This is a genomic window from Hungatella sp. (assembly GCF_046966825.1).
The window spans coordinates 11835-32560 of sequence record NZ_JBKVCZ010000076.1; the positions used below are offsets into that span (position 1 = coordinate 11835).

The window sequence follows — 20726 nt, forward strand, 5'->3', positions numbered from 1 at the left end:
CAGACTCACTCATTCAGGCACAGAAAAAGGATCGGTTCCATTTTACCTGGTTCCGATCCTCTGTTGTTCCTCTATATTCTAAAATTATTCCAATGCAAACATCGCCATTGCATTTAAAACATCTTCTTCCATCGCATCGATCGCTGCATTGGCTAACTCATGGAAATACTTCACGTTTTTCTCCTCCAGAAGCTTCTGCACGCCTTTTACGCCGGCGTTGGACATGTAGGAGAAGTAGTTGATTTTCCGGATTCCGCAGCGGATGGCTTTCTGGGTATCTTCCACGCTGATTCCGGAACCGCCGTGCATGACGAGCGGAACACCGGTCAGCTCTCTGATTTTCACAATGCGGTCAAAATCCAGTTTTGGCTGGGCGGCATAGAAGCCGTGTACGGTTCCCACCGATGCGGCCAGCGCATCAATGCCCGTTTCTTTCACATATTTTGCGGCCAGTTCCGGATCCGTATAGGCACCGCCCACGAATTCCTTTCCCTCATGGCCGGTCACGATCCCGATCTCCGCTTCCACGTTGGCGCCGTATTCCTGAGCCATGGCAACGGTCTCTCTTGTCATGCGGACATTTTCCTCGTACGGCTTGGAGGAGCCGTCATACATGACCGCTGAAAAGCCCAGATCCAGGGCTTTCTTTACATAGTCCAGGTCCTCGCCGTGATCCAGCATCACACAGACCGGCACGGTCGATTCCTTCGCCATGCGGACCATGATCGGCCCGATCACGCGAAGCGCCATCTCCGGCTCATGAAGCTGGGCGTGCTGGATGATGACCGGCTCATTCCGTTTTTCCGCGGCCCGGATAACGGCCATTAAAATCTCCAGATTGGGCGTATCGAACGCGCCCACACAGCAGCCTCGCGTCTGGACAGCTGCAAGTACCTCATTCATATTTACTAACATTCAGCCAGCTCCTTACTTTTCTTCATACAGTTCAATGATCGCGTCATCCCAAATGACAAAGGCCAGCCGTACTCCCGGACCCGCGTCGACCGGTCCGAAGATGATCCGGTCCGCCTGCTTCGCATAGCCGTCCAAATCATCTACCCGGTAAGCCACATGCGGCTGCTTGGAAAGGATCTCCGGAAACGGCGTCCCCTCCTCAAACTTTAAGTATTCGATCTTAAAATCATAGTCGTCCACATTGCTTACCCAGAACTTCATGGCCTCATTGTAAACCATTCCCTCTTTCCTGTTCAGCACAGGGATTCCAATATGCATATATTCTGCCGCCATAGGGACCTCCTCCTATTTTTTCAGATACGGGGTATTGCACGGTGCGTTCCAGTAGTGAAGCAGCTCGTCATCCATTCTTGCCATAAACATCTGGAATCCGCCCTGCTCCTGCACGGTCAGCAGCTCGCCCACGTAGTTTGCCACGATCTCGATGTTCTTCTCTTTTAAATAGGAAACGCATTTCCGGTAAATGATAAACAGCTCCATCAGCGTGGTGGCGCCTGTGCCGTTTAAAATCAGCATGATTTTCTCGCCCGACTTGATATCCAGATCGGAAATCAGGCCATCCAGCATAATTTGGGCCGTCTCATCGGCACATTTCAAAGGCTGGCGTCCGCCGCCGCCCTCTCCGTGCTGTCCCATGCCGATCTCCATCTCATCCTCGCCCAAATCGGCCAGAAGACTTCCCGTTGCCGGGTGGGTCGCTCCTGTCACGGCCACAGCGAGAGTCGCCATATTATCAGCAAAACGCTGTGCGATCTTTGCAACCTCTTCCAGGCTCTTTCCCTCCGCGGCCGCGGCACCTGCTATCTTATAGGTAGGAATACATCCCACCAGGCCCCGTCTGTCGTCTGCGTTGGATCTCGGTGCGTTGGCAATATCCTCCTGAGTCACCACCTTGACCACATGCAGGCCTTCCTTAGCACACCGCTTCATGGTCAGGTTGCCGGTCAGCATGTCGCCGGCGTGGTTGAGAACGATATAGAGAACGCCCTTTCCCTTATCTGCCATCCGGATCGCATCCACACACGCCTGCGGTCCCGGTGCAGCGAAGACATCTCCTACCACAGAGATATCCACCATTCCTTCTCCGACAAATCCGCTGATCGCGGGCTCATGGCCCGATCCGCCCTGTGTCACGATCGTTACGCGGTCCGCATCCGGGAGCTTCCTGTTTATGACCATACGCTGGTCTCCCAGCTCCACCAGCTCCTTATGGGCTTCTGCAAATCCTTCCAGCAATTCAGGTGTCAGATTTTCCGGATCATTGATAAATTTTTTCATTCTCATCATTCATTTCTCCTGTTCTAAGAATTATCGTCCTGCTTCCATCAGACCGTCATACAATCCCCTGAAAAACAGCGACGTGCTGACTGCCCCCGCATCCGGGGTTCCTATGGTCTGCTCCTTGTAGCTCCTGGCCCTTCCATACTTCGATACGCACTGCTCGCTGTCTTTGGCGCCCTGCTCCGCCGCATCTGCCGCCGCTTTTAAGATATCCGGGATTCCTCCCTCCACGTCTCTGGCCGCCAAAACCGCCGGAATCAGGGCATCCATCATCGTCTTGTCCCCGGTCCGTGCCGTCGTAATGTCCTCCATAGCGGCCAGGCAGCCTTCCAGCATGGCCTTCAGCCCCTCTCTGTCGATGGCGTCGCTGCCTGACAGCGGATCTGACAGCCCTCCGATCATCGTTCCGTAAAGCGGTCCGGCGCTTCCGCCTCCAATCTCCATCGTATCGTCTCCCAGGGACTGGAGAAATTCCTCAATATCGTCGTCCTCCCATGCATCCAGTTTTTTGGTGATGAGTCCGGCGATCTTGCCGATGGTGACTCCGTGATCCCCATCTCCGAAGCGTGAATCAATCTCGCTTAAGCGGTCTTTATTCGCGCACCAGAGCCGGGCCACACCACGAAACATGCTGGTTATCTCAGGTTTTGAAAGTAACATATGTAACCTCCTTTCTCTTGTTTTTATCGTTTGTCATAAATAAAGACTATCATTTTCACATATTATTGTCAATAAACGGATTTTATTTTGTTATTCTTTAACAGTTTTGCACAAAAATATGGTGTGTAAATGGCTTTAAAGTCCTTAACACACCATACCTCAGTTACATATGTAACTCATTATTCAGTCCCGCCGCCGCACTCACCACATTTTTCGGTGCGACTACATAGTTGACATATCCGGTCCTTAAGACACCCGCTAAGGCTTTCGGCTTCGTGTTGGCCGAACAGATTCCCACCACATAGCGGACCCGGCGCAAAAGTTCCAGGGGAATCTGGATAGCATAGTCCGTGTCCGAGCGGATCACCCGCCCTTCCTCCGTCACAAAATAATTCAGTATCCGCCCCACCGCCTTCTGCTTCACCAGCAGGCTGCCATACCTCGCTTCCGACGCGAAGTCGGGCACCGATGGAAAATTCCCGATATTGACCAGGGCTACGTCGAGGCGCTCCCATGCCTGATAGATTTTATGATAATTCTCCAGGGCCATGGTCAGCTTCAGTTCCTGCTCGGAAAGCGCACAGGCCGGCGTATAGATAAATTCCGGCTCGGCTTCGCTGTGCTCGGCAATCACCCGCACCAGCTCGTTGGAATGGTAGTTTTTCAGCCCTACACCGCCGTTTCCGATCAACGGGCAGATGTGGCCGCCGATTCTGACCGGTCCCTGATTTCGCTCAATCCTGGCCGTCAGATCGCCGATGATATGACCCCAGCCGATTCCCAGCCGGTCCTGTTTCAGCCCGGCAAGCAGCTTTAAAGCCGCGTTCGCCACCGCGTTGTTGGTCGCTAAATCATTGGGACCGTTTTCCACCACGGCCCCGCCCTGGATTCCAAAGCAATCCTGGAGACGGTCCAGCCATGGATCTCCCTGCCCCGGCCCTTCCGCCTCCCCTGGCGCCGCAATCGTGATTTTTACAATCCCCTCCTCCTTCGCCTCCTTTAGAAGCTTGCTGACCATGGGACGGGAAATTCTGTAAATCTCCGCGATCTCATTCTGAGTCCTGTCCTTCTCATAATACAGCCTGGCCACATCCACCAGGCGCTCTATCCTGCTGTCTCGATCCCTCATATCCGTGCTTCTTAAGAACGCCTGCCGTCAGGCCGACCGCAGACCGCTCTTCGCGCTCCTTCCATACCATTTCGGCCGCAGGCAGGCGGCCTTTACTCTGCTTCTATTATAACCGTCCGTCGAGTATCTGTCCACGAAGAGTCGGAAAGGTTTTATTTCTGCTGTATGTTCCGGTTACGGTTCCGCTATCCAGCAGCACGGATCTGTGCTAAAATATACGGATAACAAAAAACAGGCGTGAATCGGCGCAATCATTTACAGGAGGGAATCGCTATGATAAGACTTGTATTACCAACGGAAGACTACGAGGAACAGGTTCTGGATTACAAAGCATCATTTGAAAGAGACGGTGACAGCCTGGATGGAACCGCAGGATTGCTGAATTTCCGCACCTTTAAAGAGTGGTACGAGGCACTCCTGGACAATTCCTGTGAGGCAACGGTGAGAGAAGGCCTTGTTCCCGCCACGACATTTCTGGCTTTGGATGAAAACGACAGACTGGTTGGAATGGTGGACCTCCGCCACCGCCTGAATGACGCCCTGGAAAAATGCGGCGGCCATATCGGGTACAGCGTAAGGAAAGACGAGCGGAGAAAGGGATATGCCACCCAGATGCTGGCCCTGGCCCTAGAGGAATGCAGGAAAATGCATATCATGCGTGTTTTAATCACCTGTAATAAGCTAAACATCGCCTCGGCCAGAACGATAATGAACAACGGCGGGGTTCTGGAAGATGAGATCAGGACGGCTGAAAGAATTACACAGAGGTACTGGATTACCCTTTCTTAAAGGCAAAAAACGGACATCACAGCAAAACAGCGGAGAAAATTACAATCGTGTAATTTTCTCCGCTGTTTCATTTGACATCCTCCGAAAAGAGGCGTAAGATAATCCCGGAATTATACATAATTATTCACTACTTTTACACAGGGGGACATCATGGAAAGCTATCAATTTTTACTGAATCTCGCAATTATTTTATTAAGCACAAAAGTACTCGGTCTCGTAACCAGGAAATTTCACATGCCGCAGGTGGTCGGCGCACTGCTGGCCGGCGTCATTCTCGGCCCGGCCGTGCTGGATATGCTGCACGAAACTGAATTTTTGGACAAGCTGGCCGAAATCGGCGTCATCGTCCTGATGTTCTGTGCCGGTCTGGAAACGGATACAAGGGAGCTGAAAAAAAGTGGAAAATCAGCGTTTATCATCGCCCTGATCGGCGTAATCGTTCCGCTGGCCGGCGGATACGCGGTGGCAGCCTACTTTAACAGGCCGTCAGTCATCGCCTCCGACGCATCGGGAACCGCATTTCTTCAGAATATGTTCATCGGAGTCATCTTAACGGCAACCTCCGTGAGCATTACCGTCGAGACATTAAAGGAGCTGGGAAAACTGAAGACCCACTCCGGCAACGCCATCCTGGGCGCGGCCATCATCGACGACGTGCTGGGCATCATCGCTCTGACGATCATCACCAGCATGGCAGACTCCAATGTGAATCTGGTTACGGTCCTGTTAAAGATCGCGGCTTTCTTCCTGTTGTCGGGAGTGGGCGGCGTCATCGTCTACCGTCTCTTTGCCAGATGGAGCAACAACGCCGAGCACGGACTGCAGCGTCATACCATCGCCGCCTTTGCCCTCTGCCTGCTTCTCTCCTTCGCCGCGGAAAAATTCTTCGGCGTAGCCGATATCACGGGCGCTTACATCGCGGGCGTTATTATTTCCAATACACAGAAGTCCCAGTATCTGACGTCCAAGTTTGATACACTGTCGTATTTACTCCTGTCGCCCGTATTCTTTGCAAGCATCGGACTTAAGGTGGAACTGCCCGCCATGACGACACAGATCATCCTGTTTGCCGTATTCCTGACGCTTGTGGCAATCTTTACAAAGGTCATCGGATGCGGCCTGGGCGCGAAGCTGTGCGGCTATAAGAATTACCAGAGCATCCGAATCGGTGTCGGCATGATCTCCCGTGGCGAGGTCGCCCTGATTGTCGCCAGCAAGGGCCAGCAGTTAGGTCTCCTCGGCTCCAACTTCTTGGGTCCGGTGGTCATCGTGGTCGTCATTACCACCATCATCACGCCGATCCTGTTAAAACCGGTATTCCGTCTCGGGCCGACACAGCCGTTCAACGAAGCGCGACTGGCCGAAAACTACGAGGAAGTCTCCAAATACCGTTAATTCGCCAGCTTACCGGCTTCCGGATTTAAGAATACTTCCTTTTTCACTGCTTTTTCCTGACAGGCCACGATCGTCGTGCACACGGCATCACCTGTGACGTTGACGGCGGTCCGGCACATGTCCAGGATACGGTCAATTCCCATGATGAGCGCGATGGCTTCCACCGGAAGTCCCACGGATGTGAACACCATGGAAAGGGTGATCAGCCCTACGCCCGGCACGCCCGCCGTTCCGATGGAGGCCAGGGTAGCCGTCAGAATGACCGTCATATAATCGGCTGCAGACAGGCTGATCCCAAACGCCTGCGCGGCAAATACCACGGCAACGCCCTGCATGATGGCCGTTCCGTCCATATTAATGGTGGCTCCAAGAGGAATGGTAAAAGAAGAAATCCTCTTGGAGACCCCCATTTTTTGATGGAGCGTGTCAATGGACAGCGGGATTGTGGCATTGGAGGTCGCCGTGGAAAAGGCGAAGCCCATAACCGGCAGAAACTTCCTGATAAACAGAAACGGACTCAGTCCCGTAAAGCCTTTCAGCATCACCATGTAGACCACCAGGCACTGAACCGCCAGCGCCAGCAGCACGCCTGCCATATACTTGAGAAGCGGCAGAAACGCATCGAATCCAATTCCCGAAAATGTCTTCGCAATCAGGCAGAACACGCCGTAAGGTGCTAATTTCATGACCATGGTCGTCATTTCCATCATCACATCGTTAAACTGGCTGAAGAAATTGCCGACAGTTTCCACACTCTCGCCCAATTTTGCAAGAATTATCCCCACAATCAGTGCAAATAAAATGATTGGCAGCATATCTCCGCTTGCCAGCGCCCCCAGCGGGTTGGTCGGTATGATATTCAGCAGCGTATCCGGCAGACTCACCTTGCCTGCGATGGCTACCTTGCTTCGCTCGATGGAGGACATATCCAGCCCCACGCCCGGATTTATCACATTGGCCACCAGTATGGCGGCCGTAATGGCGAGAGCCGTCGTAAAAAGATAGAAGAACAGCGTCTTGACGCCGATGGTTCCCAGCTTCTTCGTATCTCCCATGGCCATGCTTCCGCAGACCAGCGAGCAGAACACCAGCGGAACCACGAGCATCTGCATCAGCCGCAAAAATCCGTTACCGATGACATAGAATATGCCTCCGATCAGGAACTCATCCCGTATCACGCTCTCCGGTACGGCGTAATGAAGCAGGATTCCGGTCGCGGCGCCTGCCAGCAGCCCAATAAATATCTTTGTTGTCAATCCTGTCTTTTTTCTGTTTTTCATATACTGGTATAATCCTTCCTGTCTGCTATAAAACGTTCCAGCATGATTTTCCATTCCGGAAGCAGGGAGATTCCGGACATGCGCAGCATCATGTTGTCCAAAACGGAGTACGACGGGCGCATGGCGGTAAGCCTGTCATCCACAGCCGCTACCGGCACTACCTCTGCCTGTGATCCGGAGAGGCGCACGATCTCCTGTGCAAATTCATACCGGCTGCAGCTTCCCTGGCCGGTCACATGGTATAACCCATCCGGCGCAGACTCCATCAGTTCAATGATCTTTTCCGCCAGCTCCGAGGCTCCGGTCGGCACAGCGGTCTGATCGGCTGCAGCATAAATCGTCTTCCCCTCTCCCGCCAGCCTCATGATCTTCGAAAAATAGCTGCTGCCCTCTCCAAATATCCAGGAACTCCTGACGATAATATGGCGGTTGCAGAATTCCTTCACGAAATTCTCCCCGGCAAGCTTCGATTTTCCGTAAATGGTCTGTGGATTTGGCGTATCAAACTCCGTATACGGCGTCTGTCCGCTTCCGTCAAACACGTCATCCGTAGAGAGCTGTATCATCCTGGCTTTTCCCATCCGGGCCGCCACACTTAAATTTCTGGCTCCCAGGGCGTTGACCTTAAACGCTTCCTCTTTATTCTCCTCGCACGCGGCCACATCCGTAAGCCCCGCGCAGTTTACAATGAAATGCGGCCGGTTCATGCCTGCATAATCCCTGACTGCTTTTGAATCGGTAATATCGACAGCGTCGATGTCCGTAAGCAGCAGCTCCACCGGCGTATTTTCCAAAAGTTCCGTCATTTTGCGGCCGACTCTGCCGTTTGCTCCGCAAATCCAAACCTTTTGCATATGATTCATTTGGTATCCTCCATTCTGAAATCGTGACAAGGTATTGTACCATAGATCGCAGGGGGCTGCCAAGGTGGGAAAGGGAAATTTTTGAAATTGTTGTAACATTTCAGCCTTCGCTTCCAGCTGTCGCTGCCCGGTCTGGCGCTTGGAAAGCCAAAGGAGACGGTCGTGGTGGTGCCGGTTGGGGCGGACGGAGACGTGCGCTATTACCGGGACGCAGACCAGGTCCATTATGTGCCGAAAAGAAGTCTTGATGAGATTATCCTTTGAGACGTTTCAGCTTTCCCACTGCTTAACCCGCATAGGCCTCCGCTTTTGTAAACAGCTTATGATCTTTCATTGCCTCATTGGCCTCCGCCAAAACCTTTTCCTCGTCAATGGTCAGAAGCTTCCGGTCTTTCATGACCAGTTTCCCGTTGATGATGGAATGCTTTACGTCGGCTCCCGAAGCGCTCTCGATCACGGTATTGACGAGACTTCCGGTCGGCGTCAGATGGGGCTGGTCTAAGTTGACGGCGATCATATCGGCGAAGTTCCCGCGGCGGATGGCTCCCAGACTGCTGTTCATCAGAGCCTGTGCTCCGCCCTCCATGGCCATGGAAAGAAGGGTTCCAGCCGGCATAATCTCAGGATTTCCGGTGGTAATTCCGTAGGCCACGTTCATGATGCACCGGAACGCCCGCATCTCACGGAATAAATCCAGTCCGCCGTGACCCGCGCCGTCGGAGCCGAAGGCCACGGGAATCCCGGCTGCAAGGAGGCGCGGCGTCTGGGGAATGCCCTTGCCGCAGTTGCTAAATGGACAGTGCACCACCTTAATCCCCCGTTCCTGCACCGTCTGAATCTCGGATTCGGACAGCATGATGCAGTGGGCTGCTACAAAACGGTCCGACAGCGCGCCGATCCGGTCTAAGTAGCTGAAAGGCCGTTCTCCGTAACGTTCAATGAAATCAAGCACTTCGCTGGCATACTCGTTCATATGGCATTCTGCCGCCACATTCTGCTCCCTGGCTGCGAGAAATATGGTGCGGAACAGGTCTTCCGTGCAGGCCATCAAAGAGGTTACGGAATAATACACCTGAAGCAGGCCGCCTTTCCCGTGGTATTCCCTGTGAAATTTCTCCAGACGCGGCAGCGCCTCCCTGGTGTCGATGCGCAGACCGTCAGGCACCTTCGCGCCGTCGGTTGTCTGCCAGGTCAGGGCTCCCCGCATCCCCATTTTCAAATACTCTTCGGCCGCGGCTTCGATATGAGGCCCGCCGGCATCCACAAAGGATGTGGTCCCGCTCTTTATCATCTCTGCGCCGGCAAGCCTGGCGGACAGCGCCATGGTTTCCTCCGTCAGAGAGGCCTCGAACGGTACATTGATCCGTTTCCAGATCACCGGCTTCTCATCCAGCAGACTTCCCCTTAAGAACTGCTGGCTGGTATGAAGATGGCCGTCTGTGAGGCCCGGCATCCACAACAAATGCGGATCGTCGATCACCGTATCAGCCTCAAAGCCGCCGGTCTGATCGGTGAGTCTTGTGTCTGCGATCTCCAGTATCCGGTTTTCGGAAATGGCAATGGTCTGATTTTTGGCTATGCTCCTATCGGGCATCAGAACTGCCGCATTTTTAATTAAAATATCACATGGTATCATAAAATAACGCCCCCTTCTTTTTTCTGTAATGAATTCACATGCCGCCGCTGCCGGCGGATATCATCTGTATTCATTATAGAAAAAAAGAAGGGGGCGAAAAAGGACAGATGGGATAAACTGGGGACAGAATACAGTCTAATTTCCAGAGTATTTTTTATTTTCAATCAAATCTGTTCGTACATACGTTCGTCTCATCGGATTAATAGTGTAGCGCTACTGATTCATGGATATTTCCAATTGGGAAGCATTAAAAAATGATTTGGGGGAGAATACAGGCAAATCGCTGAACCAGCTTTTGAAGATTGCTGAAGGGCGTAACACTGGGGCTCACCACGGAACTGGAGACAAAGTTTGGCTATAGCTACAGTACGGAGACCACAGACACGAAAGAAAAGACATTTACGAAAACGAAAAGAGGAGTCTGAATATCATGAGTATTCACGTACTCACTCCTGTTCAGACTCCCCTTTCTGTAATCCCTACAGCTCCGTGCAGGCTTCCTGACGGCTCAACGGGCCGCCGCGCTGCTTCTCTCAATCAGCTGCGGTGGAAAGTAGTACTGCTGATATGTGCCCCGCTCTGCCTCTATCTTCTGCACCAGCATTTCACTTGCGGCCTTTCCAAGTGTGGTTCCAGGCTGACGGACCGTGGTCAGAGGGACATCCATCACCACCGCCACCGGGTCGTCATCGAAACCAACCAAAGACACGTCCTCCGGGATACGCAAGCCCAGCTCTCTGGCCGCCCGCCAGACGCCGAGCGCCATGTAATCATTCCCTGCGAAGACAGCGGTCACTCCCTGCTGAAGAAGGCGTTTTCCACATTCATATCCGGATTCAATCGAGAAATCCCCCTGCATCACCAGGCTGCGGTCAATCGGTATGCCATAATCCTTCAATGCTTTCAAATAACCGCAGGTACGCTGTCTGGTAAACTGTTCTCCAGCAATATGGCCAATCCTGGTATGCCCCTTTTTCAAAAGATACTCGGCTGCCAGATAGCCGCCCTGAACGTTGTCAACAGCCATGAAATCACAGGGTGCTTTCTGTAAGTAATGCTCAATCAGAATTACTGGCACCCGGCATTTTCGCAGTGCCGCCTCTACCAGCTTCTGATTGGCATTCACTTCTTTTTCCCTTGGCAGCACAAGCAGGATCCCGTCCGCATACCTCTTCTGAAGAATATCCAGATACTTCACACACTGCTGTACATTTTCCTCGCAGTTGCACAACAGAAGGGCGTACTCATTTTCCTGAGCGCATTTCTCAATTCCCGTGGATATATTAGCCAGAAAGGGGTTCACAAGGTTTGGCAGAATAAGGCCAATCGTATGCGTTTTCCGTGTTGCAAGGGATACCGCAATCGGATTGCAGGTAAATTCATAGCGCTCTGCAATCTCCAGTACTTTCTGCCGCGTCTTTTCAGAAATCCGGTAGTGCCCGGCCTTGTTATTCAAAATAATGGAAACCGTGGCCTCCGAGACCCCGGCTTCCCTGGCAATATCTTTTGCGGTGATTTTCATATAACGTCTCCAGTCTTACAGTACTTCCATATTTTAACAAAAGTGTATCTATCATTGATTGTATATGAAAATCCCTTAAAATGCAATGGTTCCAGTCAATCAGAACGGCAGCTGCCTCACCCGGCCGCCACCCTGACAGCGGCGTATCACAGCCTCGTATTCTGCGTCACTTCCCTCCCGGATCAGACGTCTGTATTCCTCCATTAATTCCGGGCGTTTTTCCCTTAAATATTCCATCAGCCTGATCTCCTGTATGGAATCCGGTTTCATGTAGAAACGGTCAATATAGAGCGGTATGTCCGGTCTTAAGGCTTCCAACACCAGATCCACATCCGTGATCCCCGGCATGATGGGTGCAAACGTCGCAATCACTGGCAGTCCCGCTTCTTTCAGCCGGTTTCCCGTCTCAATCCCGGCATGTCCTTCTCCAGACTTAAGCTTTTCAATTTCATCCAGACGGCACAGTTCTGTCACGATACACAGTTCCTCCATCCCCCTCAGTAAATCCAGATCCCGTCCAATCAGAAGAGACTTCGCACTGGTACAGATGGTAAGAGGAATACCATGTTTTTTAATTACCTCCACGCACTGTCTCGTCAGCCCGTACGTCTCCTCCACCGGCATGTACGGATCGCAGTAGTCTCCGATATAAAGCCGGACTCCTTCCGGCCATCTCTCACACTCCTGATCCAGGATCTCTGCGATATTGATTCTGATGGCGATATTGCCTTCCCAGCCCTCCCGTTCCAGCCAGTAGCAGAACGGACAGCCGGACACACAGCCATCGTAAGGATTGATGTAAGGCTGGCCGTTCTCCGTCATTTCTATTGCTTTTTCCACCCTGGTCTCGTAGATCATCATTTTCTCCAATCTTTCTTTATCCTTTTACCGAACCGGTTACCATTCCATTGATAATCTGCTTCTGAAAGATGATAAACACCAGAAGCGACGGAATGAGGACGATTACGGCCCCCGCCATAATAACACCATAGGCGGATCCCTCCGAACTGTTCAGCTGTGCGATTCCTACCTGGACTGTCCGCATCTCATTGCGGTTCGTAATCAGCATAGGCCATAAGTACACATTCCATATTTCAACAAACGCCGTGATAAATACAGTAACCAGAATCGGTTTTGAAATTGGAATCAGAATTCTGGTAAAAAAGCGGATATCTCCGCACCCATCCATCTCAGACGCTTCCTTTATGGAGGCCGAGACTCCCAGAAAATACTGTCTCATAATAAAAACACTGGTCGCAGAGCCAATAAACATAATAATAATTCCCTGGTAAGTATTGATCATATGAAGCTTCGATATGGTCTCATAATTGGTGAGAAGTGTCGCCTCACCGGGAATAAGCATGGTCCCCACAGTCAAATAAAAAAACAGATTCTTTCCCTTAAAATCGAAGCAGGCATATCCATAAGCGGCCAGGGCCGCCGTCACCACGCGCAGACAGCACGTGATTGTGGTCACAAAGACCGAGTTCCAGATAAACCGCAGCATCATCGTATTTTCCCAGACCGCGTGGTAATTGGAAAAATCAATCCTCCTTGGGAGCATTCTGGGATTCAGGCTCAAAATCTCCGTACTCTTCATAAAGGATGTACCCAGTGCGTACAACACAGGAAATATGACCAGAAGTCCTATTCCTGTCGCCGCCGCCTGATATAGCACACTCTTCCATATCCTGCGTTTCCCCATCAGTAATGAACACCTCTCTTCTCCCAGATAAACGATATGAGAATAACCGTAAATCCAATGATAAAACCTACTACAGCCGCCGAATACGAAAGGCCGTAATTATATACGTAAAATCCTTTCTGATACATATAGTACATAATGGTAGATGTGGAACTGTCCGGTCCTCCCTGGGTCAGGATAATCACAGGCCCGGACATCATCAGCGCGCTTCCCACGTTGACACAAAACAGGTAAAACAGGGTTGGGCTTATCATAGGGGTATAAATATAGCGCACCTTCTGCCAGATCCCGGCCCCTTCTGCAGTGGCCGCTTCCAACAATTCTTCCGATACCGACCGGACCGCAGACAGCAGGAATATATAAGTCATCCCAAGTCCCATCCAGATGCCGATGATAATGATTGCCCACAGCGCATACTTCTTATCTGTAAACCACATGATATTTAAGTGAAACACATGATTGATAAATCCCAGATTCCCATTTAAAAGGAGCTTAAAAATGACAGAAGCCACAGACATGGACACTGCCATGGGCATCGCATACATCAATTCATAAACGGGAGAGAGGCGTCTCCCGGACGCTGAGATCAGCGCCAGGAGATACCCCATCAGAATCGTCACCGGTATGACAACCAGTGCGTACTCGAATGTTACGACAATGGATTTTAAAAATGTTTCATCACTGAACAGTTTCCGATAATTTCCCAGCCCCACGAATTTAACAGGTATATTGCTGGAATTAATCAGAAACAGACTCTTAAACAACGTCTTAACTGCCGGATAATAGATAAAGAGCACCAGAAAAAACATGGATGGCAGTATCAGCAGATATGGAGTTATTTTCTTTTTTCTTTTCAACGTTTCCGCCCCTCTCCCCGTATATACTCTTGCGAAGTATCTTACTCTTCGACCGGATTCGCCTCATTGTATTCATCCAGCGCTCTGTTGCACTGCTCCGCCATGCTGTCCACACATTCCTGTGCCGTGATCTCTCCCTTGGCCCATCTCAAAGAAGTATCTCTGAAAATCAGCTGGAACTCCTGCTGAGTTGGTGCCAGATGTTCCTGAACCTTCGGGTTGGACTTCATCAGGGAATCAAATGCCACACGGTAGCTGGGATTGTCTTTCAAAAATGCTTTCATCTCTTCTGTTTCCATGGTTTTTCCATTGGTCGGTATATAGCCGGTTGCGATACACAGCTTTGTCTGCGTCTCCGCCGAGGACCAGTACTTCATAAATTCCCATCCGGTATTCACTACATCCGAATCACCTCTGTCCAGAATATAAAGGGATGTTCCACCCGGACATACTCCGCCTTTATCCGTATCCAGGACCCTGGGAAGCTCCGAAATGCCCAGCTCGAATCCATTTTCTTTGGCCGCTTCAATGATTGAGGTCATAGCCCAGTTTCCACCGCAGAACATGGCGCTTAAGCCTGAACAAAACTCGTCCTTTGGCTGATCGTCCACATCAACACTCTGTACAGCCCCCGTATCGAGAACCTTCTGCCACTCATTCAGGAGTGTCAGCATGGTTCCATCCTCATCAAAAGTCACCTTCGTCATGCGCCCTGTCCTGCCGCCTTCGTTGTTTCCGATGAAATGATAATCACCCTGGCCGCCGATCCAGTTGTTTAGGTATACATTCTGAAGTCCAAGGGTGATTCCATACTGCTTCACCGTATCACCATCTTTAATCAGCAGTTTTTCTGCGCAGTCCGCCATCTCTGCAATGGTCTTCGGCGGATTTTCCGGATCGAGTCCCGCCTTCTCAAATGCCGTCTTATTATAATAGAAGATCATAGCGTCACCTGTAAATGGGATACTGTACTGTTTTCCCCTGAAATTATATGTATCCCACAGAGACTGTACCATGTCCTCCTTCTTAAAATCCGAGTCCGCCTCAAGGAACGAATCCAGAGGGACGACATTCTTTACCGTGCTCATGTACTCCACATCGCCGGCATAAATAGTAACAAGATCGGGCATATTCGCCACATCGTTTGCCAGGATCAGCGCTTTTAGCTTACTCACAATGTCTTCATCCTGATAGACCGGCACCACCTTCACCCCAGCCGATTTACCGATGGTGTCGTTAAACTCCGGAATCAGCTGCTCTTCAATAAACTTTCCGTTAGAGCCGCCCCGGTTATGCCACATAATCAATTCTTTCTCCTGTGCCGGAGCGGCCTCCTTCTGCTCCCCCGCAGTCTCTGTCTGTGTCCGTGCCCCTGCTGGTGCCTGAGTCTCTGCAGCTCCCTTCCCCGTTCCGGAAGAACAGCCCGCTATCATCACCCCAGCCATGACAGCTGCAAGCACTGCTGAATAAAACCCGTTCCTCTTCATAAAAATACCTCCTTTTTTATTTTGCTAAAGCGCTTTAGCATTTTCCTTATTATACACCCTTCCACCTTTTGTTGTCCAGTGTTTCCTTGATTTTCTTTAACTATTTATCTCATATTTATCTATATTTAAAGCTCCGCTTACAGAGAGGTGAAATACAATAAAAATACCTCCCTTCCGGCAAGAACCTTTGATTACTGGTTTTGTTGGATGAGAGGCATTTCTATTCTATTTTTATTATCTTTATAAAGGTTGTAATTATGCTGCTATCTGATCGATTGATAAATGCTTCTTATATTGTTTTCGGATAAAATTGACATTTGTTTTTCCGTTCCTATTAATACGCCGAGTTTTTCGCCCTTTTTTCTTATACACAGGCTTCCAGCGCAATTTTCATCATTGTGGTAAATGACTCCTGGCGCTCCTTTGCGGAGGCCTTTTCCCCTGTAGGGAAGGAATCGGAAATTGTCAGAAGGCAGGCTGCATTTTTATTCAATACCTTAGCGTTATGGAACAGTGCAAAGCTTTCCATATCGACACAGGTACACTGGTGTTTTCTGTTAATCTCTCTGTAATCGTCCATGTTCGCTTCACAGTAGAATACATCACTGGAGTGAACGCGTGTGGGAGTAAGCAGATAACCCAATTTCTTAGCCGTCTCCAGAATCCGGTCATTTAATTCTCTGCTTGGATATAAAATGTCATTAGAAGAGCCATTCTGAGTTCTGGCAAAGCTTGATTCGCTCCAAACACTCTCCGCCAATACTACATCATACAGATTTAAGTCCGTTACGTAGGCGCCGGAAGAACCGATCCGTATAATATTATTCACATCATAAATACTAAACAACTCGTATGAGTAAATTCCCATGGAGGGCATCCCCATACCGCTCGCCATCACGCTCACTTCTTTTCCCCTGTACATTCCCGTATACGCATATGCGGCACGCACTTCGTTCACAAGGCGGGGATTCTCCAGGAAATTCTCTGCGATAAACTTCGCTCTCAATGGATCTCCGGGCATTAATACATTTTTAGCAATATCGCCTTTGCAGGCCTGATTATGTGGTGTTGACATTGTTTCTACCTCCTGTTTTTCATTACGTAATAGGACCATTGTTTCATTCCACGCTCGATCATTTCTCAGAGTGCGGCTACATCTTATAGATGCGCTGTTAAACTTCATGTCAGTGGGGGATACCGATTTCTCTCCTCTCTCCAAACACAAACTTTTCAACCGCCTCCCACACCCCCTGATCCCGTTCTCCTATAGTAATATAATCCGCCACCTCTTTCAGCTGGGGATCGGCGTTTGCCACAGCCACACCAATCCCGGCCTTTTTAATCACTTCAATGTCGTTCGTGTGATCTCCCACCGCCATGACACAGTCAGACGGCAGGGAAAGATACTCTAAAAGCCTTGTAAGGCCAGATGCCTTGGAACAGCCGCCGGCCACTATCTCTATGGAAAACTCTCCATACTGAAAAAAGCTGATCTCATTTGCACAGCGTTCCAGCTCCCTGGCAAATGCTCCGATGATTCCGGACCTCGCATCGTCCAGAACATAGATTTTGTGCACCGCCTGATTCCAGACCTCCGGCGTATTGCCCAGTGTCTCATCATATCCCTTATATTTACCGAGACGCTTCCTGATCCACTCCGTTCTTACCAGAGGGCATTCCCGGTCTGTAAAACTGAATATGACCGTAAACTGAGGATACATTTCCATGTATCGCTGCGTGATCTCCTGTATTATTTTCGCATACAGCATCCTGCACCAGATCATTCTCCCACGGTCATATAAAATGCTGCCATTATTCGCAACATACGGTATTGTAAGTTCTGCATCTCTCGCATAGGATTCCGCGCGGTAAGGCATTCTCCCCGTCGCCAGGGTAAACTGGATTCCCCGCCTTTTCAGTTCCTGAATTACCTGGATTGTCTCCTCCTTTAAATGGTCATCTTTATGAATCAGGGTGTCGTCGATATCGCATACCACCAATTGTACTGGAATTCGTTCCATAGTTAAAAACCTCCTGCTTTAGCAGATGCCTGCAGCACCTGTAAATTTTTTTATCCTTACTGCCTTCCTCTTCTCCCTTCTCTAGTAAAAAAGCCCGGCAGAATACGCTTCTGCCGGGTTTCTTATTTCAGAAATGTAATACCGTGCTCTATGTCTTCCACATCGACCTCCAGCCTGATGGCATCGCCGATCCAGGAGGTAACGGAATACTCATACGGAACATTGTCTTTTAAAAAGGATTTGCTCGTGATCTGGAGAATCAGTGTGTCATACGTGATCTTCAGCAGCTCTATGTCTGATACCGAGGGTCTTACAGCCTCGATGACATTTTCTCTGCGGTCTATCTTTAAATGGTATACTTCCTTCAAGGTCTTCGAGAGAGAACCTTCCACACATAAGCCTTTTTTATCCAGTTCCGGGGTGAATACCGCTGGAATCCAGATTCGGTTGATTGCAATTGGATTGCCATCGACGCGAAAAATCCGCTTAATGAAGAAGATATCTCCTTCATAGTTTAAAGCACGGCCAATGTACTCATACGTCGTATCAAAATGGCTCAGCTCCACAATCTCTGGGCTCTTATCAATCCGCACTCTACCCGCCTGCCCCGGCAGTCCCAGCTTATGAAGAATCGGGTTCGGCTGCGATTTTAAGAAAGATCCGCGGCCTCTGTAGCGGACGATCAGACCGTCCTTTTCCAGCTCCGCAATGGCCTGCCGCATGGTAACCCGGCTCACTTTATACGATTCTGCCAGTTCCTTTTCCGCCGGAAGTTTTCCGTTTTCATCTACAAGCTTGTTAATCAACAGCTTGTTTTTCAAATCAACATAGATCTGGTAGTAGAGTGGAATCGGTGATTCATTCATGATACCATTGCTGTTCCCCATTTGTTTCATTCCTCTTCTGATCATTTTAGTTAAACGCTTCGCCAAGTGCTCCCGGACGGCAGAAAGCAGTTTTCAAGCACTTTTCAGTATATCATAATTTCCCAGATTATGGAACTCCATTACCTGCCAGACAGAACTTTTTCACCGCCTCAATCACCCCACAGGCACAGGCGGAGGTGGCGACATAGTCCGCCGAGCTTTTCAGGATTTCATTGGCATTGGCCACAGCAACTCCGATTCCCGCTTCCCGGATCATTTCCAGATCATTCGTGAAGTCCCCGCAGGCCATCACCTCTTCCATACCAATCCCCATAAGTCCCGCCAGTTCCCGGACTCCCGTCGCTTTATTACACTGTATCGGTCCCAGCTCAACCGCTACATCGGAGTACGTCGTGATCCAGTATTGGGAGGAATATGGCTTTAAAGCCAATCTGATCCTTTCTATTTTTCCTGTCCTGTGTTCATCCATAAACATGATTTTAACAAATTTTTGTTCTTTCCAGTCCACTGCATGAAAATCCAGCAGCTGCTTAAACCGGTTTCCCATTTTCCGATGTTCCGTAACATAATCGGTAACACTCAGGGCGCGCTCCTGGTATGCATCGGAACAGGTTACCGTAAGCCCCGCCTGATCTGCGTCATTTATGATGTCCCTGATCGGTTCTGCGCAGAAGCCTTTCATCAGTACACAGGTGTCATCTACAAACACGCACGCCCCGTTTGCTGCAATATACGGTTCCGTGACATGCAGCTTCAGCCGGATATCCTCGATTAATTCCTTCGTTCTTCCGGAAGCGAGAGAAAAATAAATGTGTTCATTTCTGCACTGATCCACAATCTGAATCAGCTCCGGGATCACGGTTTCCGAATGATCAATCAATGTGCCATCCACGTCGCACACAATTAATTTTACCCCCATAATTTCTCCTGCCTCTGCTGGCTGCCATATCTTTACGGCAGCCATATATTATTTTCACTCATTTAAAATTTCCAGACACTGCTTTTCAGTCTTATCCAGAACCTCTTTGGCAGAGACATTCTCGTCCATGAGGAACTCAGTTACCATATCTTTAATGGCCTTATGCACTTCTGGTCCCTGTTTTGAAATCGGTCTGGCCAGAATGTACTGCAGCTGATCCACTGCTACCTTAAACTGCGGCTTTTCCGCATAGAAGGCCTTCATGGCATCACTCTCCACGGCACTGTTTGTCACCGGAACGTATCCGGTATTCTGTGACGCATAAATCGTCTGCTCATCCTCCAGCACCCATTTCATGAATTCCCATGCCGCATTGGTCTCCTCTTCACTCTTATTGGAGGTAATAATTAGATTAGCGCCTCCTGTTGGAATCGCAAACGTCTTATTTCCCGGCAAAAATGCAGTCGCGCAGTTAAATCCGTTGTCCTTTGCCACATCCAGGAAGTAATTGATATCCGCTACCGAAGCGAAAAGCATAGCGCAGTTCTGAGATGCAAATTCTGCCTTCGACATATTGCTGGAATCGCTTCCGAAGAGAATATTGACTCCGCCTGTTTTCTGCAGATCTCTCCAATAATTTAATACGGATTCACCGGCTTCATTGTTAAAGTTAAAACCATTTTCTTCTTTGTTAAAAATGGTTCCGCCAGCCTGTCCTAAAAATGCCTCAAAATACCATTCATTTACGATCGGGAAACACAGGGCGTCTTTCCCCTGCGCCGCCATCACTTCCGCATAATGTGTAAGCTCATCCCAGTTTTCCGGTCCCTTTGGATCGAGTCCTGCGGCTTCCAGCATATCCGTATTTACGAACATCAGAGGCGTACTGCGCATATACGGAAGTGCGTAAAGCTTTCCGTCCACATAGGAATTCGTCATAAGGCCTGTATTAAAATTGTTCAGATCATACCCGTCCCGGGCGACAAGATCCGTTAAATCCCTTGATATTCCCGACCGGGCGAACGTACCGACCGAAGCCGTTTCGTTCATCGTAATGGCAGGTGCTTCCCCTGCTGCAAAAGCAGCCTGTGTCTTGGACTGCACATCGTCATAGCTGCCCTGATAGGATGCCACTACCTCAATCTTATCCTGGGACTCGTTAAACCGTCTGGCCAGCTCCTCGTTTGTCTCTCCGATCTTATCTCCCCAGGCATACCAGAACTCGATTTTTACCTTTTCTCCTCCGTTATCGGCTGCCGCTGTCACGTTCTCCGCCTGTGTGGTTCCCTGGGTATTATCAGGCACCGCAGCCGTCTCTTC

Annotated in this window: 20 protein-coding genes and 1 pseudogene; 3 read left to right on the forward strand and 18 right to left on the reverse strand. The window is 50.0% G+C overall.

The window, feature by feature from the left end:
• Positions 1–84: 84 nt before the first annotated feature.
• From ACLTD4_RS20835 to ACLTD4_RS20855, 5 genes are all read right to left on the reverse strand, one after another.
• Positions 85–915, reverse strand: a complete 831-nt coding sequence (locus ACLTD4_RS20835) for a class II fructose-bisphosphate aldolase (RefSeq protein ID WP_117634346.1) — start codon at positions 913–915, stop codon at positions 85–87.
• Positions 916–927: 12 nt separating this feature from the next.
• Positions 928–1248: a VOC family protein gene (locus tag ACLTD4_RS20840; RefSeq protein ID WP_002601182.1), complete on the reverse strand. Its 321-nt coding sequence runs from the start codon at positions 1246–1248 to the stop codon at positions 928–930.
• Between the two features lie 12 nt (positions 1249–1260).
• A complete protein-coding gene (locus tag ACLTD4_RS20845) occupies positions 1261–2259 on the reverse strand; it encodes a dihydroxyacetone kinase subunit DhaK (protein ID WP_117634348.1) in 999 nt (332 codons plus the stop codon).
• Between the two features lie 24 nt (positions 2260–2283).
• Positions 2284–2916: a dihydroxyacetone kinase subunit L gene (locus ACLTD4_RS20850; protein WP_117634350.1), complete on the reverse strand. Its 633-nt coding sequence runs from the start codon at positions 2914–2916 to the stop codon at positions 2284–2286.
• Positions 2917–3079: 163 nt separating this feature from the next.
• Entirely contained in the window at positions 3080–4045 is a 966-nt protein-coding gene (locus ACLTD4_RS20855; protein WP_117634352.1) for a sugar-binding domain-containing protein, read from the reverse strand.
• 273 nt (positions 4046–4318) lie between these two features.
• Between ACLTD4_RS20855 and ACLTD4_RS20860 the strand changes: the two genes are divergently transcribed.
• Positions 4319–4834 (forward strand): GNAT family N-acetyltransferase, encoded by a 516-nt coding sequence (locus ACLTD4_RS20860; protein WP_055657577.1) that lies wholly within the window; start codon positions 4319–4321, stop codon positions 4832–4834.
• Positions 4835–4984: 150 nt separating this feature from the next.
• Positions 4985–6229, forward strand: coding sequence for a cation:proton antiporter (locus ACLTD4_RS20865; RefSeq protein WP_002601187.1), 1245 nt, complete (start codon positions 4985–4987; stop codon positions 6227–6229).
• Here ACLTD4_RS20865 and ACLTD4_RS20870 read toward each other — a convergent pair.
• Both ACLTD4_RS20870 and rfbD read right to left on the reverse strand, forming a co-directional pair.
• The gene (locus ACLTD4_RS20870; RefSeq protein WP_117634354.1) at positions 6226–7509 is read right to left on the reverse strand and encodes a dicarboxylate/amino acid:cation symporter; all 1284 of its coding nucleotides are present in this window, start codon (positions 7507–7509) and stop codon (positions 6226–6228) included. The genes ACLTD4_RS20865 and ACLTD4_RS20870 overlap by 4 nt on opposite strands.
• Entirely contained in the window at positions 7506–8363 is an 858-nt protein-coding gene (gene rfbD, locus ACLTD4_RS20875; protein WP_117634425.1) for a dTDP-4-dehydrorhamnose reductase, read from the reverse strand. The genes ACLTD4_RS20870 and rfbD overlap by 4 nt, the downstream gene beginning before the upstream one ends.
• A 141-nt stretch (positions 8364–8504) precedes the next feature.
• Here rfbD and ACLTD4_RS20880 point away from each other — a divergent pair.
• A pseudogene (locus ACLTD4_RS20880) lies at positions 8505–8636 on the forward strand (nitroreductase); the annotation flags it as partial.
• A gap of 22 nt (positions 8637–8658) precedes the next feature.
• On the opposite strand, the gene ACLTD4_RS20885 reads toward ACLTD4_RS20880, so the two are convergent.
• The 11 genes from ACLTD4_RS20885 to ACLTD4_RS20935 all read right to left on the reverse strand — a co-directional run.
• A complete protein-coding gene (locus ACLTD4_RS20885) occupies positions 8659–10008 on the reverse strand; it encodes an amidohydrolase family protein (protein ID WP_117634356.1) in 1350 nt (449 codons plus the stop codon).
• 508 nt (positions 10009–10516) lie between these two features.
• Positions 10517–11530 carry a LacI family DNA-binding transcriptional regulator gene (locus ACLTD4_RS20890; RefSeq protein ID WP_117634358.1) on the reverse strand — a complete coding sequence of 338 codons (1014 nt, stop codon included), beginning with the start codon at positions 11528–11530 and terminating at the stop codon, positions 10517–10519.
• Positions 11531–11629: 99 nt separating this feature from the next.
• On the reverse strand, positions 11630–12400 hold the full coding sequence (locus ACLTD4_RS20895) for an SPL family radical SAM protein (protein WP_147335898.1): 771 nt from the start codon (positions 12398–12400) through the stop codon (positions 11630–11632).
• A 7-nt stretch (positions 12401–12407) separates the two neighbouring features.
• Positions 12408–13235: a carbohydrate ABC transporter permease gene (locus ACLTD4_RS20900; RefSeq protein ID WP_055657595.1), complete on the reverse strand. Its 828-nt coding sequence runs from the start codon at positions 13233–13235 to the stop codon at positions 12408–12410.
• Positions 13235–14092, reverse strand: coding sequence for a carbohydrate ABC transporter permease (locus ACLTD4_RS20905; protein WP_055657601.1), 858 nt, complete (start codon positions 14090–14092; stop codon positions 13235–13237). Before ACLTD4_RS20905 ends, ACLTD4_RS20900 begins: the two co-directional genes overlap by 1 nt.
• A 41-nt stretch (positions 14093–14133) precedes the next feature.
• Complete coding sequence (locus ACLTD4_RS20910; protein ID WP_055657604.1) at positions 14134–15579, reverse strand: ABC transporter substrate-binding protein; 1446 nt, start codon at positions 15577–15579, stop codon at positions 14134–14136.
• Positions 15580–15943: 364 nt separating this feature from the next.
• Positions 15944–16654 carry a purine-nucleoside phosphorylase gene (gene deoD, locus ACLTD4_RS20915; RefSeq protein WP_117634364.1) on the reverse strand — a complete coding sequence of 237 codons (711 nt, stop codon included), beginning with the start codon at positions 16652–16654 and terminating at the stop codon, positions 15944–15946.
• Between the two features lie 109 nt (positions 16655–16763).
• On the reverse strand, positions 16764–17600 hold the full coding sequence (locus ACLTD4_RS20920) for an HAD family hydrolase (RefSeq protein WP_055657606.1): 837 nt from the start codon (positions 17598–17600) through the stop codon (positions 16764–16766).
• Positions 17601–17722: 122 nt separating this feature from the next.
• Entirely contained in the window at positions 17723–18487 is a 765-nt protein-coding gene (locus tag ACLTD4_RS20925) for a GntR family transcriptional regulator (protein WP_055657608.1), read from the reverse strand.
• 106 nt (positions 18488–18593) lie between these two features.
• On the reverse strand, positions 18594–19406 hold the full coding sequence (locus ACLTD4_RS20930) for an HAD-IIB family hydrolase (protein WP_181988666.1): 813 nt from the start codon (positions 19404–19406) through the stop codon (positions 18594–18596).
• Between the two features lie 54 nt (positions 19407–19460).
• Positions 19461–20726 (reverse strand): ABC transporter substrate-binding protein (locus tag ACLTD4_RS20935; RefSeq protein WP_412331534.1); only part of this gene is annotated, 1266 nt, incomplete at its 5' end.

What these genes read in the sequence shown, in the direction of transcription:
- ACLTD4_RS20835 (WP_117634346.1), bottom strand. Translation starts at nt 915, where the DNA reads ATGTTAGTAAATATGAATGAGGTACTTGCAGCTGTCCAGACGCGAGGC.
- ACLTD4_RS20840 (WP_002601182.1), bottom strand. Translation starts at nt 1,248, where the DNA reads ATGGCGGCAGAATATATGCATATTGGAATCCCTGTGCTGAACAGGAAA.
- ACLTD4_RS20845 (WP_117634348.1), bottom strand. Translation starts at nt 2,259, where the DNA reads ATGAGAATGAAAAAATTTATCAATGATCCGGAAAATCTGACACCTGAA.
- ACLTD4_RS20850 (WP_117634350.1), bottom strand. Translation starts at nt 2,916, where the DNA reads ATGTTACTTTCAAAACCTGAGATAACCAGCATGTTTCGTGGTGTGGCC.
- ACLTD4_RS20855 (WP_117634352.1), bottom strand. Translation starts at nt 4,045, where the DNA reads ATGAGGGATCGAGACAGCAGGATAGAGCGCCTGGTGGATGTGGCCAGG.
- ACLTD4_RS20860 (WP_055657577.1), top strand. Translation starts at nt 4,319, where the DNA reads ATGATAAGACTTGTATTACCAACGGAAGACTACGAGGAACAGGTTCTG.
- ACLTD4_RS20865 (WP_002601187.1), top strand. Translation starts at nt 4,985, where the DNA reads ATGGAAAGCTATCAATTTTTACTGAATCTCGCAATTATTTTATTAAGC.
- ACLTD4_RS20870 (WP_117634354.1), bottom strand. Translation starts at nt 7,509, where the DNA reads ATGAAAAACAGAAAAAAGACAGGATTGACAACAAAGATATTTATTGGG.
- rfbD (WP_117634425.1), bottom strand. Translation starts at nt 8,363, where the DNA reads ATGCAAAAGGTTTGGATTTGCGGAGCAAACGGCAGAGTCGGCCGCAAA.
- ACLTD4_RS20885 (WP_117634356.1), bottom strand. Translation starts at nt 10,008, where the DNA reads ATGATACCATGTGATATTTTAATTAAAAATGCGGCAGTTCTGATGCCC.
- ACLTD4_RS20890 (WP_117634358.1), bottom strand. Translation starts at nt 11,530, where the DNA reads ATGAAAATCACCGCAAAAGATATTGCCAGGGAAGCCGGGGTCTCGGAG.
- ACLTD4_RS20900 (WP_055657595.1), bottom strand. Translation starts at nt 13,235, where the DNA reads ATGGGGAAACGCAGGATATGGAAGAGTGTGCTATATCAGGCGGCGGCG.
- ACLTD4_RS20910 (WP_055657604.1), bottom strand. Translation starts at nt 15,579, where the DNA reads ATGAAGAGGAACGGGTTTTATTCAGCAGTGCTTGCAGCTGTCATGGCT.
- deoD (WP_117634364.1), bottom strand. Translation starts at nt 16,654, where the DNA reads ATGTCAACACCACATAATCAGGCCTGCAAAGGCGATATTGCTAAAAAT.
- ACLTD4_RS20920 (WP_055657606.1), bottom strand. Translation starts at nt 17,600, where the DNA reads ATGGAACGAATTCCAGTACAATTGGTGGTATGCGATATCGACGACACC.
- ACLTD4_RS20925 (WP_055657608.1), bottom strand. Translation starts at nt 18,487, where the DNA reads ATGGGGAACAGCAATGGTATCATGAATGAATCACCGATTCCACTCTAC.
- ACLTD4_RS20930 (WP_181988666.1), bottom strand. Translation starts at nt 19,406, where the DNA reads ATGGGGGTAAAATTAATTGTGTGCGACGTGGATGGCACATTGATTGAT.